A 19,597-nucleotide genomic window follows, 5' to 3' on the forward strand; every position below is an offset into this window, starting at 1 on the left:
GCTTGCACAATAAACTTTTGCAAAATTCTCTCCATAAAAGTAATCTATTTTCGCTGTTAAAGGTGGACATATTATTTTTTTCCAAGCTTTTTATGAGCTATGAGCTTCGAAAATATTATTTATGAAACTGATTTTTTAAATTTTGCAATATCATGATATCTATTTTTCTCTGAAAATAGTTGAGTATGTAAAGGATATTTTCAGATTGCACTGTATAAAGAATACGGTAAATTCATTATATCCAAATAGTTATAATGCATTGGTGCCCCTAGCACCTTTTAAAACTTGAATATTTATTTTTATATTACCTATTTGAGTTAGAGAATAAACTGTAGCCAATTCTACGTTGAAAAATATCAAAAAAATTTTACATATTTTTTCGCGATGACTTAAGACATATAATTTACTTCAATATTTTTTTAAACTTAAGCTAAAAAATCTGCTGTATAAATATAGCTTTTCAGTTTTTCATTGTATAAATATTGTATACAGTCAAGATTATACAAATAATCAATAAGCTGAAATTTGTTATCCCAAATATGAGATCATATGACCTATAAACCGCGTGTCTTTTCTATTTCTCCGGGAACTGCTTTTTTGCCTCACTTTGTTGATGCACTACTCTCAGGTAGCCTTATTGATAATTTCGCTTCCAGTGGAGATATTCAAACTGCCCTTGCTGATAGTCTTATTTATGTTCCAACACGTCGTGCTGCTCGCGCTTTGCGTTTAGCTTTTGTTGAAAGAAGTGATACACAATCAACATTTTTGCCAACCATTCGTGCTCTAGGAGATGTAGATGAAGACAGTTTCCTTTTTGTTGAAAATCATACCAGCGCTCTCGATCCGCCTATTGGAGAAAGCGAACGTCTTTTACTTTTAGCGCGCCTTATCCGTCCATGGCGTGAAAATTTGCCTGCGCATCTGCGTGCCATGTTTGGTACAGAAGATGTGCTTATTCCGGCTCATAGTGCTGATGCTATTTGGCTCGCGCAAGATTTAGCACATTTGATGGACGAAATTGAAACAGAAGGAGCAGACTGGTCAAAACTTAAAAATATTGCACCTGATATGGTCGCTGAATGGTGGCAAATAACGCTCGATTTCTTGACTATTGTTACGCAAAATTGGCCAAAAATCTTGAAAGAAAGACAACGAAGTAATCCCGCGGAATGGCGTAATCAAGCACTCACAATGCATGCAGAGACTTTACGACGTATGCCGCCTGATAAACCGGTCATTGCAGCTGGTGTGTCAGGTTCTATGCCCGCAGTTTCTCATCTTTTAAAGGTTATCGCTTCTCTACCAAAAGGGGCTGTTGTTCTTCCTGGCCTTGATCTTCATATGGATGAAGAACAATGGAATGCACTAAGCACAAGCAATGAAGAAAAAACAGCTTGTGACTTTTTTGATCTTGCAGAAAATGTTTTTAGCCATCCTCAATATCATTTAAAAAAACTTCTAACTCTCATGGAGTGTCAACGTCATCATGTTTGCGAAATTGGCCAACAAAGTATAACAAAGAAAAGACGAATGGCTCTTTTATCAGAAGCACTCCGACCTGCTTCTACAACAGATAAATGGGTACAAATTGTTCGTAATGATTATGAAAATCTTTGTGCAGATTGGTCATTTATTGAAGCTATAAATGAACGTGAAGAAGCTCTCGCTATAGCTGTTACCTTACGCAAAGCTATTGAAGAACCCCAAAAAACTGCAGCCCTTATTACAAACGACCGTAATTTAGCACGCCGTGTTGCTGTGGAATTACAGCGATTTGGAATTGAAGCAAATGATTCAGGCGGAATACCACTTGCACAAACATTGCCTGTAACTCTCTTACGACTTATTTTAGAAAATGTGTTTCAACCTGATGATCCCATTGCTTTTCTTTCTCTTCTTAAACATCCACTGACAACACTCCAACAAAACCGTCATCGTTTACGGGAAATGGCAGAAAATTTTGAACTTTTTGTTCTTCGAGGGAATACAGGGCGCATCAATCTTTGCGAGTGTGATCAATTTCTTGAAAAATGGATTGAAACATACTTTCATAATAGTTCTGAAATCAACGCTCTTGATCAGCAGAAATGTGAAGAAGCACGTTTCCTTTGTCGTCTTTTGAGGAAAGCAGTTGAACCTTTAACATCTCTTATGAAAAAAGAGAAAGAATGCACCATCAACGAAGCTGCGATAGCAACTGTTGAGGTTTTTGAAAATTTTGGTCGCAATGAGGATAATTCTCTTGCACATCTTTATCAACACGAAGCAGGACAAGCCCTATCAAAATTTTTACGTGAATTGGTCAGTGATCAATCCGGATTAACATTTCATCTTTGCGAATGGCCCGCTATGTTTTCTGCCATAATAGCAACCCGTTCTGTCACACCTTCGCCTGGAGGACATCCACGTTTATTCATCTGGGGTACGTTGGAATCACGTTTGCAAACGGTTGATACAGTGGTCATCGGCGGTCTTAATGAAGGGTCATGGCCGATATCAACCCGAAATGATGCTTTTTTATCGCGACCGATGAAAATGATGTTAACTCTGGAACCACCAGAGCAGCGTATTGGTCTTTCTGCGCATGATTTTCAATGGGCGATGGGAATGGATAAAGTGGTGATGAGTCGCGCATTGCGCGTTAATCATACGCCTTCCATTCCTTCACGCTGGCTACAACGCATGGAAACAGTTGTAGGAAAACAGGTTTGGGAACAAATCCGTGAACGAGGTGAAATACTACGCCATTGGGCAAAGATGCTTGATCATACAAGCATAACTTCTGAGGTGGAACGTCCTTGTCCTGCTCCACCTCTTGATATACGTCCGCGTCATTTTTCGGTCACTGAAATAGAAACATTGCGGTATGATCCTTATGCTATTTATGCTAAAAAAATCTTACGGCTCAAACCACTTAAAGAACTTATTCATGATCCTAGCGCTTCAGAACGTGGAACACTTTATCATGCTATTCTTGCGGCTTTTTGTACACAAATAAAAAATCCAAATGCTGCAAATGCACTCAATGTACTGCTTGCTATTGGACGCAAAGAGTTTGATAAATTCAATTTTCCACCCGATATTGAAGTAATTTGGTGGAATAGTTTTGAAAATCTTGCTCCGCGCCTTATTCAATGGGAACAAAGTTTAGGACTGCGAGAGCGATATTCGGAAGTGGTATCACAAAAAATCCCTATAGGAACAACAGGGGTAACCCTTTCAGGACGTGCTGATCGTCTTGATGTTTTGCCAGATAAAACGGTTGAAATTCTAGATTTTAAAACCGGAACCCCTCCTTCGTCAAAACAAGTTCGTGAATTATTATTTCCGCAATTGGCTTTAGAAACAGCTTTACTCATGCAAGGGGGATTCCCAGATTTTCAAGATTTTACTCCCTCAAATTTATTTTACATTCCTCTTAACAAAAAAGGTGAAATTAAATCCCAATCAATTCTTTTAAAGAAAAAAGACGGCAAAACTCACCTAAGTGCTGTTAATCTTGGTGAAAATGCATGGGAAAATCTTATCGCACTCATAACTTATTATCAAAATCCACAACAAGGCTATCTCTCACATGCTGTTCCTATGTCAAAACGATATGAAGGTGACTACGACCATTTGGCTCGGTTGTGGGAATGGTCAAGTGGTTTTCATAAAGAAGAGTAATCATGACGTTTTTTTCTATTCCTGAAGCCGCTCTGGATGCACAAGCAACGGCAACACATCCCCAAAAAAACGTGTGGGTTTCTGCAAATGCTGGATCTGGAAAAACTCACGTTTTAAGTGAACGTGTTATCCGTTTGTTATTAAACGGTACGCCTCCAGCACGTATTTTATGCCTTACTTATACCAGAGCTGCTGCTGCTGTTATGCAATCACGAATTTTTCGCACGCTTTCTAGTTGGAATGAACTCGATGATGCACAGCTGCAAGAAACCTTAACACGGTTTGAAAAAAAACCTGTTAATGCGCAAAAACTAACTTATGCACGACAACTCTTCGCGCGTGCTCTCGAAACGCCTGGTGGCTTAAAAATCCAAACGATTCACGCTTTTTGTGAATCTCTCTTGCATCAATTTATGTTAGAAGCCAATATTGCAGGGCATTTTGAACTTCCCGATGATATCAGTCGAAAAAAATTACGACAAGAATCCCGTCGTCAACTTTTAGCCCGTCGTGATGTACAACCTGCTTTGCAACAGTTACTTCAAGTTATTAGCGAACATACTTTTAACCAATTGCTCTATGAAGCAATGGAAAAGCAACATAAACTCTCTGATTTTTTATCTTCTCTTCTATCTGAAAATGGAGAAGAAAAATTGCGCGCGCTTTTTAACTTAGCATCTGATGAAACAAATCAATATCTGCTGGAACAAATTAAACAAACAGCGCGCCTTCCTCTTTATGCTTTTAACCATTGTGAAATCAATGGTAGTCAAAGCTTTAAGGATATGGTGGAAAAACTTTCCCAATTAGAAAAGGTGCATGATGAGACAAATATTCTCAATATTATTTCTGATATTTATTTTACAACAAAAGGTGAGCCGCGTAATTTTTCACATTTATCTCGTAAAAAATCAGATGAAATTTGGCCTTTTATTCAACAAATGCTTGAAGATAAACAAAAAAAGCTTTCTATTCTTTTAGAGAAATATCAATGCGCAAAAGTTGCTACTCTCAATATGGCTGCTTTTCAGTTATGTGCTGTTTATCTCAAAATCTATACGAATCTAAAAAAGGCCAATGGCTTCTTAGACTTTGACGACCTTATTGAGCGTACACTTCATTTGTTACAGCGTAAAGGTGCAAGCCAATGGGTGCATTATAAACTTGATCGTGGGCTTGATCACATTCTACTTGATGAAGCACAAGACACTAATCCTGAGCAATGGCAAATTATTCAACTGTTGGCACAAGAGTTTTTCTCAGGTTATAGCCAACGAACAAATATACGGACTCTTTTTGCTGTTGGAGATGAAAAGCAATCTATTTATTCTTTTCAAGGAGCAGCTCCAGAAAATTTTGATGAAAATGGACGAATCATTCAAAAAAAAGTGCAGCAAACAAATCAACAATTTGAAAAAATACAACTGCATTACTCTTTTCGCTCTACAGCGGATGTTCTTAAAAGCGTTGATATTGTTTTTGAAACACCAGAAAATTATAAAGGACTTTCGGCAGAAAATACAAAAACGGTGCATGAAGCTATTCGTGTTCATAGTCCCGGTGAAGTTGTTATATGGGATGCAATTTCTAGAGAGATGAGTGAATTTCCTCATGATTGGCATTTAAGCGTTGATCATTTAGATACCCCTGAAGTTCGTTTAGCAGAAAAAATTGCTGAAACTATTGCCAACTGGTTACAAAAAGGTGAAATGCTTCCAGCAAAAGGACGCTTAATACGGGCAAGTGATATTATGATATTGGTTCGTAAACGTGATCAATTTGTCTCAGCTCTTACCCGTGCTTTTAAACACCGCAATATTCCCGTAGCAGGGGCTGATCGTTTACAGCTTACCAAACATATTAGTATCCGTGATTTAATGGCGCTTGCACGTTTTGTTTTGCTGCCACAAGATGATCTTTCTCTTGCTTGTGTTTTAAAAAGCCCCCTTTTTTCTTTTAGTGAAGAGGAACTCTATCAGCTTGCTGTACACCGCACCGGCTCTCTTTGGCAAAGCTTATGTACGCACGCATCATCGCAGGTATCTTTTAAAGATGCTTTTGAAAAGCTAAACCATTATCGCGCTTTAGTGGATAAAATACCGGTTTTCGAGTTTTATAGCCATATTTTGAATAATGATAAGGGAAGACAAAAAATTCTGTCTCGTTTAGGATCTGAAGCAAATGATGTGCTCGATGCTTTTATGGATTATACGCTCACTATTCAAAAAACAGGATTACCAGGATTACAAGCTTTTTTAGAAACATTAAGTGCAAGTGAACCAGAAATTAAACGTGAATTTGAACAAAACAATGAAGAAATTCGCATCATGACTGTTCATGCTGCAAAAGGACTAGAGGCTGCTATTGTGTTTTTAGTTGATCCTGGTAGTGCGATTTGGCATCCTCAGCATGCGCCTCACTTGCTTAAAGTTCCTTTAAACAATGCACAATGGAACGGAAAACAAGCCTTTATTTGGCGTCCCAATGAAAAGTTTGACACAAAACTCTCTAAACAAGCAATTTCACATTTAAAAGAGCGTGCAGAAGAAGAATATAGGCGCCTTCTTTATGTAGGAATGACACGTGCTGAAGATCGCTTGTTTATTTGTGGATATAAAGGTCAGAAAACGCAATCGCATACATGGTTACAACTGGTAAAAAAAGCCCTCGAACCGCATGCTCTTGTTATAAAAGATTCTGCGGAAGATATTGCAGCTTGGCGTTTTTGCATCACACCTCCTTCTTCTGCTTCTATAAATCAAGAAGCTCCCCGCGCTGAATGCGAAACATTACCACCTTTGCCTGCTTTTTTCTCCCATAAAGTACCAGAAGAACCAGTGCTACCAAAACCGTTAAAACCCTCAGTCGCGAGTCTTTCCATTGAAGCTGATACAGAGCTGTCCTCGAGTCCAAAACAGCTTACCATCTCACCTGTTTTAGGAGAAACAAATACCAACAGAGCTTTTTCCATTGAATATGGTAATCTCATTCACCGATTGTTACAATATTTACCCGATTACCCCTTACAAAAACGTCAAGATTATGCTCGCAACTATCTCAATATCAAAGCCTCTCATTGGCATGAAAACCAAAGAGAAGATGCTCTTCGCCATGTTTTGAAAATATTAGATCATGTTTACCTCAAGCCTCTTTTCTCTGAGCATTCACGTGCTGAGGTCTCCTTAATGGGTATTGTGAAAATTCGTGGAAAAAAACAAGCAATTTCTGGTCAAATTGACCGTCTCTACATCACGCAAAACAGCATTATCTTTGCCGATTTTAAAACAGGAACCCCGCCAGAAAATGAAGCCGCTATTGCTTCCCATCACTGGTTGCAAATGGCTCTTTACCGAAAATTGTTGCAAGCTATTCATCCCGATAAAGATATCCAAGCTCTGCTTATCTACAGTAAAGAAGCCAAAATTTTTAAACTTTCTCCAGAAAAACTCGAGACATTTCTTGGTGAAGTTGCCTTATAAGTTACTCCTTTTCTTCAAAGGATCCTTATAATTTTTTACTTTCATAAAATCATCCAAACAAACACAATGCACGATCCCTGGTGTAAAAAAGTTCTTTAATAATTTATCTTTGCAATAACTTGATATGAATTGTTATCATACCAATCTATAAAAAGTGAATATAAAGGATAAATCAATGACGTGTATAAAAGTTGATAAGGACAATTTCGAAAGTGAAGTTCTAACCTCTTCCACCCCAGTTGTGGTTGATTTTTGGGCAGAATGGTGTGGCCCTTGCAAAATGATTGCTCCAATTCTGGATGAAATTTCAATGGAAATGCAAAATCAAGTTAAAATTGCTAAGGTAAATATTGATGAAAATCCGGAATTGGCTACCCAATACGGAGTACGTTCTATCCCTACATTATTAATGTTTAAAAATGGAAATATTTCATCGAATATGGTTGGCGCTACCTCTAAAGGACGTCTTTCTGAATGGATAAAAGATGGGCTTAGTTAATTCCACATATAATCACTCTAAAGGAGAGAAGTTTTGTCTCTCCTTTAGACTTTTTTAAAACATTCTTTTTTTGCAATATATTGTAATGAAAAGACAATAAAATAAAAATGTTAGATAAATTTAAGAATTCGTACTTTTATGCATGATTCAATTGCCCATTTTTTATAAAAAAATTGCTCTGTATGAAGAATATAGGCAATTCTTTCCTTATATGCGCGTCAAAAATGTTAGGTGAATGATAATTTCATAACGATATTTTCTTCTTGGATAAGATTGTTGAGATAGATAGTGCTTTCAACACATAAAAAGGCAGTATCAAGCTAGCAATAAGGAGATTTTTGTTTGGAGTCCTTAGCAATTATAAAAGGAGATTTTAAGCAAGAACTTTGCAAATTACCTTTCTGAAGTTTACAATTTTTAAGCAGAAAGAAGCAAGCAATTCCCTACAGATTATATAATGCTCTTCTAAGGGTTACCACTTCAATTTAAAATTCCTTTACACTATTCTGTAGAATCAAAAGACTTTTTTCGAAGCCTTTAACGAAAATATGAAAGGCAAAAAACATTTTCTAAAATAAATTGATGAATTCCTATAAATTAACGGCTGTCCTTTGCAATTTATGTCATTGTTATATGAAAGAGTCAGTATTTCGTGGCATCTGCATGGTTGATGCATCCATGAGGGACTTCTTTGTGTTATTCATCATCTCAAATTTCATAGGTACGTACTGAGGTATTATCAATTAAAAAATGATGATGTCTATGCTCATGTTGATGTTTTTTTTAAAATGTACGAATTACAAAAGATTGTTGCAAACGTTCAATGGAATGTTGTGCTGATCTAACTGTTACATGACGCCCATGTTCTTTATAGTGTAAGGTGAGTGCAAAAGTGGCGAGCTCTAAAAGAGCTGTACTTCTTTCTGGCCATTCAACAAGTAAAATATTTTTCTCACGAGCTTCGTGAAGCCCTAATTCATCAATTTCTTCTTCCATAGAAAGGCGATAAAGATCAGCATGAATAATTTCAAACTGTGGAAGTTGATAGCTTTGCACAAGAGTAAAAGTAGGGCTTGGAACATCCATAGTGTTATCGTTCGCAAGTGTTTTGATGATTGTACGTGCAATGGTTGACTTTCCAGTTCCAAGATCCCCTTGCAGCGTTACAAGATCTCCTGGCTTTAAAGAAAGAGCTAAATTTTGTGCAAAAAGCTTTGTTGCCTCTTCATTTTCAAGAAAAAAACTAAAATTCATTAAGAGTTCCATGAAATGGATGAAAAACTTTTGTTATCATAAAGGTTAAAATTAAAAAATCTTATCTCCTTTGGAAAGTGGGAAAAAACATTTAACTGTTGTTCCTTTTCCAGAACCGGTAAGAATTTCAACATGTCCACCGTGTAGTTCAACGAAACTTTTCACAAGGGAAAGTCCAAGACCCGCTCCTGCACGCCCACCATGGTGTGAATGAGAAGAAAAACGTTTAAAAATACGATCAAGGACGTCTTCTGGGATGTCAGAGCCTTCATTGTGAACGCTAAAGACAATGTTATCATCTTGTTCATCGACGCAAAATTCAATAGTGCTTGCCTCCGTTGCAAAATTAATAGCATTACTCAGTACGTTCACAAAAATTTGATGTAAGCGTTTTTCATCAGCAGAAATAGAATTTAAGGAAGGAGAAATTTGTTGTAAAAGCGTAATATGACGTCCATTAAGGCGATCTTCTACACGTGCTACTGCTTGTATCATAGCATCGGCAATGTTAACCGATTTTATGTCCAACTCCATAATGCCTGCATCAAGGGTAGCAAGATCAAGAATATCGTTAACAATATTTAAAAGAGTTCCTGATTCTGAATGAATGTGCCCAAGATATTCTTGTTGACGTTTATTAATAGAGCCGAAAATTTGATCACGTAAAATATCGGAAAATCCAATAATATTGGTAAGAGGTGTACGCAACTCATAAGAAACATGTTGGACAAATTCATTACGCAAACGATCAGCACTTTCTAATGCTTCATTTCTTTCTTGAAGAGCACGCGCAACATGGACAGTATCCGTAACATTTACAAAAGTAAGCATCGTTTGTCCATCGGGAAGAGGGACCAGAGTATAGTCAATAATCATATCATTTTTAAGCTCTATACGACCTGAATATGTTTCACGTTTTTCAGCAAAACCGGTAATGAATTTGGTAAATTGATCCCATTCTTGTCCTAAGGTTAAGGCTGAACAATGGCTTTGTAACTGTGTAATATGGGTCCCTTCTACCAGTAAATTATAAGGAAGCGACCACAATTTCGACAGGGCAGGATTCGATAAACGAAGGCGTCCATCAGTACCAAAAACGACCACGCCTTCGGAAAGTTTATCAAGTGTTTCACCTTGTATTTTAATAAGTGTATTATAACGGCGTTCAAGATCAATTTTTTCTGTAAGGTTTTCGTAAAGCCAAGTGACACCTCCTTGTGGATGAGGATTAGAGACAACACGCACCGTACGTCCATCTGGAAGATTCCAAATTTGTTGGTTCGATTCTGTTTGTCTATAGGCTTTAAAAAGTTCTTCTTTCCATGCGCGCCAATCGGGGTGTTCAGCAATGAGCCCTTTTTCACGTAGACGTTCAAGAAATAATGTATGGCTTGGTTCACTTTCTAAAAAGGAAGTCTCCAACGGCCATAAAATTTTAAAAGCATGATTACAGAATTTTAATTTTTGGTTTGTATCAAAAATGGCTACAGCTGTTGAAATTTGGTCAAGTGTTTCACAATGGCTTTGAAGGACATATCTTAATTCATGAGCAAGATTTTCATATGCGCTGTCATCACGTGCAAAAGCTGCCATCCCTTCAGATGTTGTAATACGCGTGAGATGAAAACGATGCCGTTCTCCATCAATAACTGTGTGAACATGTTCTTGAAAAATTGTTTCTGTTTCATCTGTTTTGCGTTGTGTATTTTCATTGAAAAGATCCCCCACTTCATCACTGTCTTCACGAAAGTCTGTCATTTCTCTAAAGGCGCGATTGATAAAACAAACTTTTCCTTCACAATCTTTTATCCATACGGGCTCTTGAATAAGATCAAGAAGATTACGCTGCATTCTCAGTTCAGTAAGAAGGCGGGCGATATCTTTCTGTAAACGAGCATTTTCACTCTGTTGTTTTGAGACATCTTGAAAACGAGCAATAGCGACTGTTCCTGCGATGACTCCTGTAACTTGTAGCAGCACATTGTTTGTGGTGGTGATAGAAAGATCAAAAGGGTGACATTTATAACGTAGTTGAGTCAATGAATAATCAAGTTCTCGCAGAGAATTTTCTTCAACCCAGAGCTCAAAACGCTGAAAATCTTTCTGATCGATTCCTATTTTTTGCAATGCAGAAAGAGCACCAACGACACGGGGTAAGGTTGTTGGATTTTCCCAAATAAGAAGGAATTGCTCGGTTTCTTCCAGAAGCCATTCATAATATCTAAGTTTTTCAGAAAAATTTGCCTGAAGTATCTTCAAAGGCTTCTGTGCAGTTTTTTTTGCACGCGTGATAACAGCCATGCACGTGAGAAGTGAAGCACAAGAAATTCCTCCACACAGTGCCAAAAGCAGCCATGGACCATTGGGCAAAGTGAAAGCAAATGGTAAATAACTTTCCAATGACTGAGAAACAGCGCGTGTCGGAGAAAAAAAGAAAAAAAGGCAAAATATACACGTATAGATTCGGATCATTTCTTGAGCTTTTTCTCTGGGGTTATAGTCACCAAAGCTGAGCACGGCATCTTTCCCTTTTTTAACCCAAGGAAACGTATTAGTAACGGTAATGGTTTGGTTTATAAGGTCCTTGTGGTGTGACTCCAATATAGGCGGCTTGTTCTTCTGATAAAACACTTAATTTTATTCCTAACCGATCAAGATGTAGACGTGCAACTTTTTCATCAAGATGTTTAGGCAAAACAGTGACTTCATTTGTATAGTGTTCTGCACGGGTAAAAAGTTCAATTTGCGCTAAAACTTGATTAGTAAATGAAGCTGACATGACAAAAGAGGGATGCCCAGTCGCATTCCCGAGGTTTAACAAACGCCCTTCAGAAAGCAAAATGATGCGTTTTCCATCGGGAAAGGTGATCATATCAACTTGTGGTTTAATATTCGTCCATGGCAAATTTCTAAGGGCTGCGACTTGGATTTCGTTATCAAAATGACCAATATTTCCAAGAATACACATATCCTTTACTTGTCGCATATGATCTAAACGAACAACATCTTTATTGCCTGTTGTCGTGATGATAATATCAGCACTGGCAGCATCATCATCCAAATTAACAACTTCATAGCCATCCATAGCTGCTTGAAGAGCGCAAATAGGATCAATTTCTGTTACTTTAACACGAGCCCCAGCACCAGAAAGAGATGCTGCTGAACCCTTTCCTACATCACCATAACCACAGACAATGGCAGTTTTACCAGCGATCATCACGTCTGTTCCACGTCGAATACCATCGACTAATGATTCTTTACATCCATATTTATTATCAAACTTTGATTTAGTAACGCTATCATTGACATTAATAGCAGGAAAAGGCAGAAGCCCTTCTTTTTGTAACTGATAAAGACGATTTACACCTGTTGTGGTTTCTTCGCTTACACCTTTAATTGCTGCGCGCTGTCGTGTAAAAAATCCTGGCGTTGCATCCATACGCTTTTGTATTTGTTTGAAAAAAATTTCTTCTTCTTCTGTTTTGGGATGCGAGAGGATATCTTTATTTTGTTCTGCACGACTTCCCATTAAAATATAGTTTGTGGCATCAGCTCCATCATCTAAAATAAGATTAGAAGGATTACCATCTGGCCATTGGAAAATTGCATCTATATAAGTCCAATATTCTTCCAATGTTTCACCCTTAACGGCGAATACAGGAATACCAGTTGCGGCAATAGCTGCTGCTGCATGGTCTTGCGTAGAAAAAATATTGCTAGAGCTCCACCGTATATCGGCGCCAATTGCTTTTAATGTTTCAATTAAAACAGCTGTTTGAATTGTCATGTGCAATGAGCCAGAAATACGCGCTCCACGCAAAGGTTGATTAGAGGAAAACTCCTTGCGACAAGCCATCAAACCAGGCATTTCAGTTTCAGCAATATCAAGTTCTTTACGACCATAAGCGGCAAGTGCAATATCTTTGACAACAAAATCTTGAGCTGCCATTTTTCATTCCTTTAAAATAAGTTTTTCCAAGACGGTAGGAGAAATTAAAAAAAAATGCAATACAAGAAGAGGACTTCTTTATGTGAAAAAGCGCTTTTAAAATTTCCATAAATTTGTGCAACAAATATACATTTATAGATCGGAGTAATGATGTTACTGACAGAATAAAAGATCTTCATGATAAGTCTTATTATATAAACAAAACTCTATCCTTTTCACGTAACTTTAAAGCTTTTAAAAATCTCCAGAGGGAATACCTTTTAAATAATAAAAATGGTGCATTGCTTCACAGTTTTTATATCGATTTTTTAAATGGGATAATATCGAAAGTAATATACTCGTATTCTACTCACTTATGCAGTTGTTGAAAAGGGAAGTATTACCTTACTTTAATCTCATGACTAAGCTTTTTAGCAAAATAATATAATGCAAAGCCATAGGCTATCATGTTTATGAATAGACAATTCAGAATCGGTTTTTTAGGATTCCAATGTTGCATCTGCTCTTGGATAAAAACAGTTTATAAGAAGTGCTTTTCTCCTGTTTTCAGCGATTTTTATCAAAATATTATAGACATACGATTAAAAATTTTTTGTGACTCTGAATAGAGCATTTAAAATGCAAAAACATTATTCTATTGAGCATTCTGATTTTAAAACCGCTAACAACGAGCTATGAATTATAAATCAAATAATTAACTCAGTTTTGGAAGAATTTATTCTAGACGAGTAAGTTTTGGGAAAATTGACCATGTGGACGAAATCGCCATAGATAACTTGGCAAAAATGCAGCCATTGCTCTGGGGGTAATTCCCACACCTTCTAGAGTATATCCATTCTCTATAGCCTCTTTAGAAACAATGTTATCCATTTGCAAAAAACGTATCTGATTGGCTGTTATAAGTGTTGGTACAAAAGGCAATTTACCAATAGTTCCCAAAATTCCCCCAATCAATAGACCAACAGAAAGAGGCATGGATAGGATTGTTTTTTTACGGTGAATAATTTTGAGTATATTTTCAAGAGTATTTTGGAAGGTGATAATCTGGGGACCGCCAAGATCATAATTTTTTCCCCAAGCAACCTGTCCATCTAAAGCGCGCGCGATAAACTCAGCAACGTCACCAACATACACGGGTTGCAATTTGCTTTGCCCACCCCCAAAAAGAGGCATAATTGGTAAAAAACGTGACAAATCTGCTAAGGTGTTAAAGAAACAATCCTCTGGTCCAAAAATAACGGATGGACGGATAATAATTGCTTGAGGATGCTTGTTATGAATAATTTGTTCACCCATAAACTTAACACGTGCATAAAGACATGAAGCATTCTCGTTAGCCACAAGTGTTGACATATATATGAGTGGAATAGCAGCTTCTGCTGTTAATTCAGCAACATTGTAAACACCATCAATTTGTGTGTTTTTAAAATTCGATTGATTTGCTTGTTTTAAGCTACCAGGTAAAAATACTGCCGCATCAGCTCCAAGCAATGCGCGTGCAACAGAGGCACGATGCTTGATATCTGTTTTAAGCATTTGGGTTTGTCCTACTTCTCCTATTTGGAGCATGTAATAAGCTTTTTGTGGACAACGAACAGCGATACGAACGCGATATCCCCGCTTAGTCAAAGTTTCAACGACATGTCGTCCTACAAAACCAGATCCGCCAAAAACAGTAATAAGTTTAGGATGTTGATAAAGTGCACAATCAAGTTGCATGATTAAAAAGTCTATCTTTCAAAGCTTTTAAAATAATCGATTCCTAACACGGAGGTGTTTTATTGTCACGCAAAATATCGCCCGCAAGATAAAGGGAACCACCAATAAGGACAATTGCCTCTTTATATTCCGCTCTAATCTTATGCAAAGCATCTTGTAGATGTGCTTGTGGAGTAGCAAAAATTCCTGCTTTTTGCGCTGATTCAGCTAATTTTATTGGAGAGATACTGGCATTATTGTTAATTAGCGGTATCGTATATATTTTATCGACAAGGTTCGCTAAGGAACGAAAATAACCGACAGCATCTTTGGTATTGAGCATGCCAGCAATCATAATAATCGGACGATCTGTTTTTTTTCTCCATTGTGCAAGTTCTACTGCAATAACTTTTCCAGCAGCAGGATTATGACCACCGTCTAACCATAAATCAATATTAGGAGACAGTTGATCAACCAAGTGTCCTTGGATAAGACGTTGCATCCGTGCGGGCCAATAAATATTTTTCAAAGCATCATTTATGGCTTGTTCTGAAAGTCGAAAACCTGCTTGACAAACTGCTTCAAGAGACGCGCCGGCATTGGCGATTTGGTGGTCTCCAATAAGGTTAGGAAGGGGAAGATCCATGAGACCTTGATTGTTTTGGAAAACCATACGTCCATGTTCTTTATAACTTTGATAATCTTGATCAAATAGAGAATAAGGTGCTTTATTTTTATTAGCAAGAGGTATTAAAGTAGCAAGAGTTTCTTCATAATTTTGCTTCCCGATGACTACTGGAACGTTTGGTTTGATAATTCCCCCCTTTTGAAAAGCGATTTGAGCAATTGTGTTTCCAAGAAAGGTCTCATGATCATAATCAATGGGCATAATAAGCGATACAGCTGGTTTATTAATGACATTGGTAGCATCAAAACGTCCTCCCAACCCAACTTCTAAAATGACAACATCAGCTGGATGTATACTAAACAGCATAAAGGCAGCGGCTGTAAAAATTTCAAAAATAGTAATCGGCTCTTGACGATTTACTTTTATAATTTCACTGATTGTTTCAGCCAATTGGTTTTCTGTAACAAGTTGACCACCTCCTTTTTGACCTATCCGGCAGCGTTCATTCCAGTTGACGAGATGAGGTGAGCTATAAACATGAACGCAGTATCCTGCACTTTCCAAAAGAGCACGGCAAATTGCTGAGGCAGATCCTTTGCCATTTGTTCCAGCGATGTGAATAATAGGGGCAAGTTTTAAATGTGGATTACCAAGACGCTCTAAAAGGTGAACAATACGCTCTAAAGAAAGATCAAATTTTTTCGGATAATTTTTTAGTAAATCATCCACCACCCTTTGTATTTGACTTTGTTGCATAAACTTAAGCTGCTTTTGTCCTAGAAAGCGATGTTTGAAAGTCTGTTGGGGATGGATCGGAAGGGTTAAAAACAGCAGGGCGTTTCATCATCAAGCGTAAAAGACGTGCAATGGTTGTTTTCATTTCTAAACGCGATACAACCATATCAATCATACCATGTTCGAGCAGATATTCACTACTTTGAAAGCCTTCTGGTAGGGTTTCACGTATAGTTTGTTGAATCACACGTGGACCAGCAAAACCAATCATAGCGCCAGGTTCGGCAATGTGAATATCACCAAGCATGGCGTAAGAAGCAGTAACACCACCGGTGGTTGGATTAGTCAGCACAACAATATAGGGAAGTTTTGCTTCTTTCAACATTTCAATCGCTACGGTTGTACGAGGCATTTGCATCAACGAGAGCGTTCCTTCTTGCATGCGTGCGCCACCAGAAGCAGAAAAAAGAACTAATGGGCGCTTTTCGGCAATGGCAGTATCAAAAGCTTTGATAATAGCTTCCCCTGAAGCCATACCGAGTGATCCACCCATAAAGGCGAAATCTTGAACGGTTGCAATAATTGGTAAGCCTTCAATCGTACCACGTGCACTTAAAATATTGTCATCAACACCAAGTTTAGAACGATAATCTTTTAACCGGTCAATATAGCGTTTTTCGTCACGAAATTTTAAAGGATCTGTTACAACTTTTGGATTTTCAAGAGTTGTATAAACACCATCATCAAAAAAATGCATGAGACGATTTTTCGCGCTGATACGCATATGATGGCCAGAATTGGGAGCGACAAATTGATTAGCTTCCAGATCTTTATGGAAGATCATTTCACCACTGGTAGGATCTTTAATCCATAGATTTTCTGGAATTTCACGGCGCCCCAATATAGAGTTAATTTTAGGACGAACATAATTTGTAATCCAGTTCATCTTTATAACCTTCCTTTAAATATTACACATCTTTCGCATAATTTGAAAGAATACGAACCTAAACAGTCACATTTGCTTTACCGGTGGAACAAAGAAGCCTATTTAATACTTTTATCAGTGTACGTATAGCTTGTTTTTTAATTTTTCCAATATCATAACAATTATATCTATGAAGAGTGTTCCCTATAACAAATTTCTTATAAGTTTAAAGAACTTATATGTTTTTATTTTTTACTTTGGTATTTAAATTCACTCCTTGCGATGGTTAACAAATCCTTTATTTTTTAATAAAAATGAATATCCAATTAATCATTCGTATCAACAGTTTTGAAGAAAAGAAACCTTATAATATAAGGCGTTAACAAGGCTAAAATAACCCATTTAAGATAAGGATATAATAACACCATATTAGCGAAACGCTAACATCAGAGCAAGATTTTTTTCAAAAGGTTTCTTTAAAGCGCGCGCTTTTCACAATTAAAATAGAATACTCTCAAAAATGCTATTATATTACTCATTCATGTGCTTGTTTTACACAGACATTTTTCAATAATCCCCAAAACTCTCTTATGATGGTGCTCAGAAGAGTATATCTCTCCATAAATGATATAAAATACATTATGCTCTCCATTTTTACTGAAATAGAAGGTACAAATCGATACCATCATACTCTTTTCCAGTTTTTAATGTGACGAAAATGTTTGCATTGAGAGAATTCATAAAAGATATTTCACGCCTTTTTGAAAGTACTTTTATCCACACACCATTTCCGTTTGTGATATATTAACAAACGATTTCACTTGATCTAATATGAATAGGATTAAAATGAGAAGCCTCATGATATTTAGGTTTTTCACTCATGTTGAGTAATGATAATTATTATTATAAATCAATATATTACTTTAATAAAAGATAAAGCATAAAATTTTATATTATGCTTTTTTAGCTGGCAAGTTTTATTAACCTTAAAGTCAAGGAACATTATTTTTGTGTAATGCGTGCCATGGTTTTTTGGGAAAGCATTTTGTGTAAATATGTCATAAAGGCGGCTGCAAAAAGCGGTGTTGCTAAATTAAGAATTGGAATTGAAACAAAAAGCGCTATCAATAACCCTGCACCAAAAACCGTTGTGTAATGAGTATGTAAAAAAGCACGTGCATCTTGCTCTGTTCGAAAACGATAAGCAGCAAACAAGAAATATTCATGACCAAGCAAATAACCATTAATAACATAAAAAGCAATTAAATTAATACCTGGTATGAAGAATAAAATAAAAGCAATTCCATTACCAAGAAGGCTTAAAATAACGAATTTTAAGGAAATGATAAGAGAACGCTGAAACGGTAAAGCTTGTCCAATAGGCTCGTTTGGATAATCCTCTTTTTCAATGACTTCAGCAGCAGAGTCAATGAAAAAACCACCAATCATAGCTGCGATTGGTGCAATTAAAAAAGCCAACAAAAGAGCTAAACCAAGATTAAAAATGATAAGCATGCTAAACCCAATCCATCCCGCCCAACTAGGGAGTCCAGGAAGGAATTGAGCAATCCAGGGCCAAAAGTAAGACACAAAAAGTTGGTGCACACATAACCATAAAATTGTGAGAATGAAAAAAGTAACCCCCAATGCTTTCAGTATCATAATACGATATTGCGAAGTCAAAAGACGTTGTAAAGCACGATAAGAAGCAGTAAAAATCATAGATTAATAAACTAAGGAAAGAAGCAAAAAAACAAGAAATATATTTAAAGAATGTAGAGTGTAATTTTTTCTTTTTTAAATTTCAAGATTTCTTTTCAAGAACATTATAAAAAACGGCTAAGGCTTTTTTGTTTAAAATAAAATTTGAATAAATAGAAATTTTGAATTTTAAAAACCAAGAATAATTTAAAAAACAGCTGTTTTAGAAGAAGTTTTGAATATTTTTGTATAGAGTGTAGATTATTGCATTTGTATGATATATGTGAAAAATTAAGGAATAAGAACTATTTGGGAGGAAAGTTGTTTACTTCTATTTATTCAGTAGAGTTGTCTAGCTTCGTTTATCTACGTGCTTAATTATTTTGCACAATTCCTAATACTCTGTACTTTTCTACTATTTGACGGCATGCTTTTGCCTCTCGCTTTTATTCAAAACAATATTGAGTTCAATGGAATAGGTCCATAGATATTCTGATTTTGGGTAACAGATTAATATGATAGAAGTGGAAAAAATAAGCTTAGGCGATTAACCGCCCATATCCCATGGAAGAACAGTTTCTTGAGAAGAAACAATAGAGTGGGAGACACCACTGATGATTAAAAATGATGAGATTTTAAATTTTAAAAGCTATAAGTGCAACGAAGTAAGAATTCACTGAAGCACTTTTCATACAAATGGTGCACTGTATCAAATAATTTTTAGATAATAACACCATTAATTTATGAAGAGAATTGATCATTTTCAACTTGAATAACAAAATATAGAAATATTCTTTAATTTCAAAGCTTCTGTTCAACATCAAAAAGTTATTTACTTGCACATTACAGGCGAGATCAATGTATGGATACAAAGCTTTCGATAAAGGAATAAAAATTCTTCTCATGAAACATCACAATGTGAAGATATCATGGATCAAATTCTAGTCTTTGTGGTCTTGGTATATTGGAGAGAGGACACGCACATTTAATCTTAAAGACTGATCCATGAGGAAAATAATAAAGACTTCAGTTTTATAAACTTATAGACAGTGGTGCAATG

10 protein-coding genes are annotated in these 19,597 nt (G+C 36.6%); 3 read left to right on the forward strand and 7 right to left on the reverse strand.

Going from position 1 to position 19,597, the window contains the following annotated elements:
- The first annotated feature begins 549 nt into the window (after nt 1-549).
- From addB to trxA, 3 genes are all read left to right on the forward strand, one after another.
- Nucleotides 550-3,669, forward strand: coding sequence for a double-strand break repair protein AddB (addB, locus tag ACFIKU_RS00345; RefSeq protein ID WP_375656349.1), 3,120 nt, complete (start codon nt 550-552; stop codon nt 3,667-3,669).
- A gap of 2 nt (nt 3,670-3,671) precedes the next feature.
- Nucleotides 3,672-7,148 (forward strand): double-strand break repair helicase AddA, encoded by a 3,477-nt coding sequence (gene addA, locus ACFIKU_RS00350; protein ID WP_375656350.1) that lies wholly within the window; start codon nt 3,672-3,674, stop codon nt 7,146-7,148.
- Nucleotides 7,149-7,323: 175 nt separating this feature from the next.
- Nucleotides 7,324-7,647 carry a thioredoxin gene (trxA, locus tag ACFIKU_RS00355; RefSeq protein WP_012754458.1) on the forward strand — a complete coding sequence of 108 codons (324 nt, stop codon included), beginning with the start codon at nt 7,324-7,326 and terminating at the stop codon, nt 7,645-7,647.
- 783 nt (nt 7,648-8,430) lie between these two features.
- Here the strand turns inward: trxA and tsaE are convergent.
- The 7 genes from tsaE to ACFIKU_RS00390 form a co-directional block, all read right to left on the reverse strand.
- On the reverse strand, nt 8,431-8,901 hold the full coding sequence (tsaE, locus tag ACFIKU_RS00360) for a tRNA (adenosine(37)-N6)-threonylcarbamoyltransferase complex ATPase subunit type 1 TsaE (RefSeq protein WP_375656351.1): 471 nt from the start codon (nt 8,899-8,901) through the stop codon (nt 8,431-8,433).
- A gap of 51 nt (nt 8,902-8,952) precedes the next feature.
- Nucleotides 8,953-11,418 carry a PAS-domain containing protein gene (locus ACFIKU_RS00365; RefSeq protein ID WP_375656352.1) on the reverse strand — a complete coding sequence of 822 codons (2,466 nt, stop codon included), beginning with the start codon at nt 11,416-11,418 and terminating at the stop codon, nt 8,953-8,955.
- Nucleotides 11,419-11,452: 34 nt separating this feature from the next.
- Nucleotides 11,453-12,850: an adenosylhomocysteinase gene (gene ahcY, locus ACFIKU_RS00370; protein WP_375656353.1), complete on the reverse strand. Its 1,398-nt coding sequence runs from the start codon at nt 12,848-12,850 to the stop codon at nt 11,453-11,455.
- Nucleotides 12,851-13,570: 720 nt separating this feature from the next.
- Nucleotides 13,571-14,569, reverse strand: a complete 999-nt coding sequence (locus ACFIKU_RS00375) for a complex I NDUFA9 subunit family protein (protein ID WP_375641310.1) — start codon at nt 14,567-14,569, stop codon at nt 13,571-13,573.
- Between the two features lie 43 nt (nt 14,570-14,612).
- Nucleotides 14,613-15,932, reverse strand: a complete 1,320-nt coding sequence (locus ACFIKU_RS00380; RefSeq protein ID WP_375641311.1) for a bifunctional folylpolyglutamate synthase/dihydrofolate synthase — start codon at nt 15,930-15,932, stop codon at nt 14,613-14,615.
- A 4-nt stretch (nt 15,933-15,936) separates the two neighbouring features.
- Complete coding sequence (gene accD / locus ACFIKU_RS00385) at nt 15,937-16,857, reverse strand: acetyl-CoA carboxylase, carboxyltransferase subunit beta (protein WP_375656354.1); 921 nt, start codon at nt 16,855-16,857, stop codon at nt 15,937-15,939.
- A gap of 981 nt (nt 16,858-17,838) precedes the next feature.
- A complete protein-coding gene (locus tag ACFIKU_RS00390; protein WP_375641313.1) occupies nt 17,839-18,558 on the reverse strand; it encodes a sulfate transporter family protein in 720 nt (239 codons plus the stop codon).
- Nucleotides 18,559-19,597: the final 1,039 nt, after the last annotated feature.

It is taken from the genome of Bartonella sp. CM120XJJH, from assembly GCF_042194715.1.
GTDB lineage: Bacteria > Pseudomonadota > Alphaproteobacteria > Rhizobiales > Rhizobiaceae > Bartonella.

Coding starts and splice junctions, on each gene's coding strand:
- addB (WP_375656349.1), top strand. CDS start 550: ATGACCTATAAACCGCGTGTCTTTTCTATTTCTCCGGGAACTGCTTTT.
- addA (WP_375656350.1), top strand. CDS start 3,672: ATGACGTTTTTTTCTATTCCTGAAGCCGCTCTGGATGCACAAGCAACG.
- trxA (WP_012754458.1), top strand. CDS start 7,324: ATGACGTGTATAAAAGTTGATAAGGACAATTTCGAAAGTGAAGTTCTA.
- tsaE (WP_375656351.1), bottom strand. CDS start 8,901: ATGAATTTTAGTTTTTTTCTTGAAAATGAAGAGGCAACAAAGCTTTTT.
- ahcY (WP_375656353.1), bottom strand. CDS start 12,850: ATGGCAGCTCAAGATTTTGTTGTCAAAGATATTGCACTTGCCGCTTAT.
- ACFIKU_RS00375 (WP_375641310.1), bottom strand. CDS start 14,569: ATGCAACTTGATTGTGCACTTTATCAACATCCTAAACTTATTACTGTT.
- ACFIKU_RS00380 (WP_375641311.1), bottom strand. CDS start 15,932: ATGCAACAAAGTCAAATACAAAGGGTGGTGGATGATTTACTAAAAAAT.
- accD (WP_375656354.1), bottom strand. CDS start 16,857: ATGAACTGGATTACAAATTATGTTCGTCCTAAAATTAACTCTATATTG.
- ACFIKU_RS00390 (WP_375641313.1), bottom strand. CDS start 18,558: ATGATTTTTACTGCTTCTTATCGTGCTTTACAACGTCTTTTGACTTCG.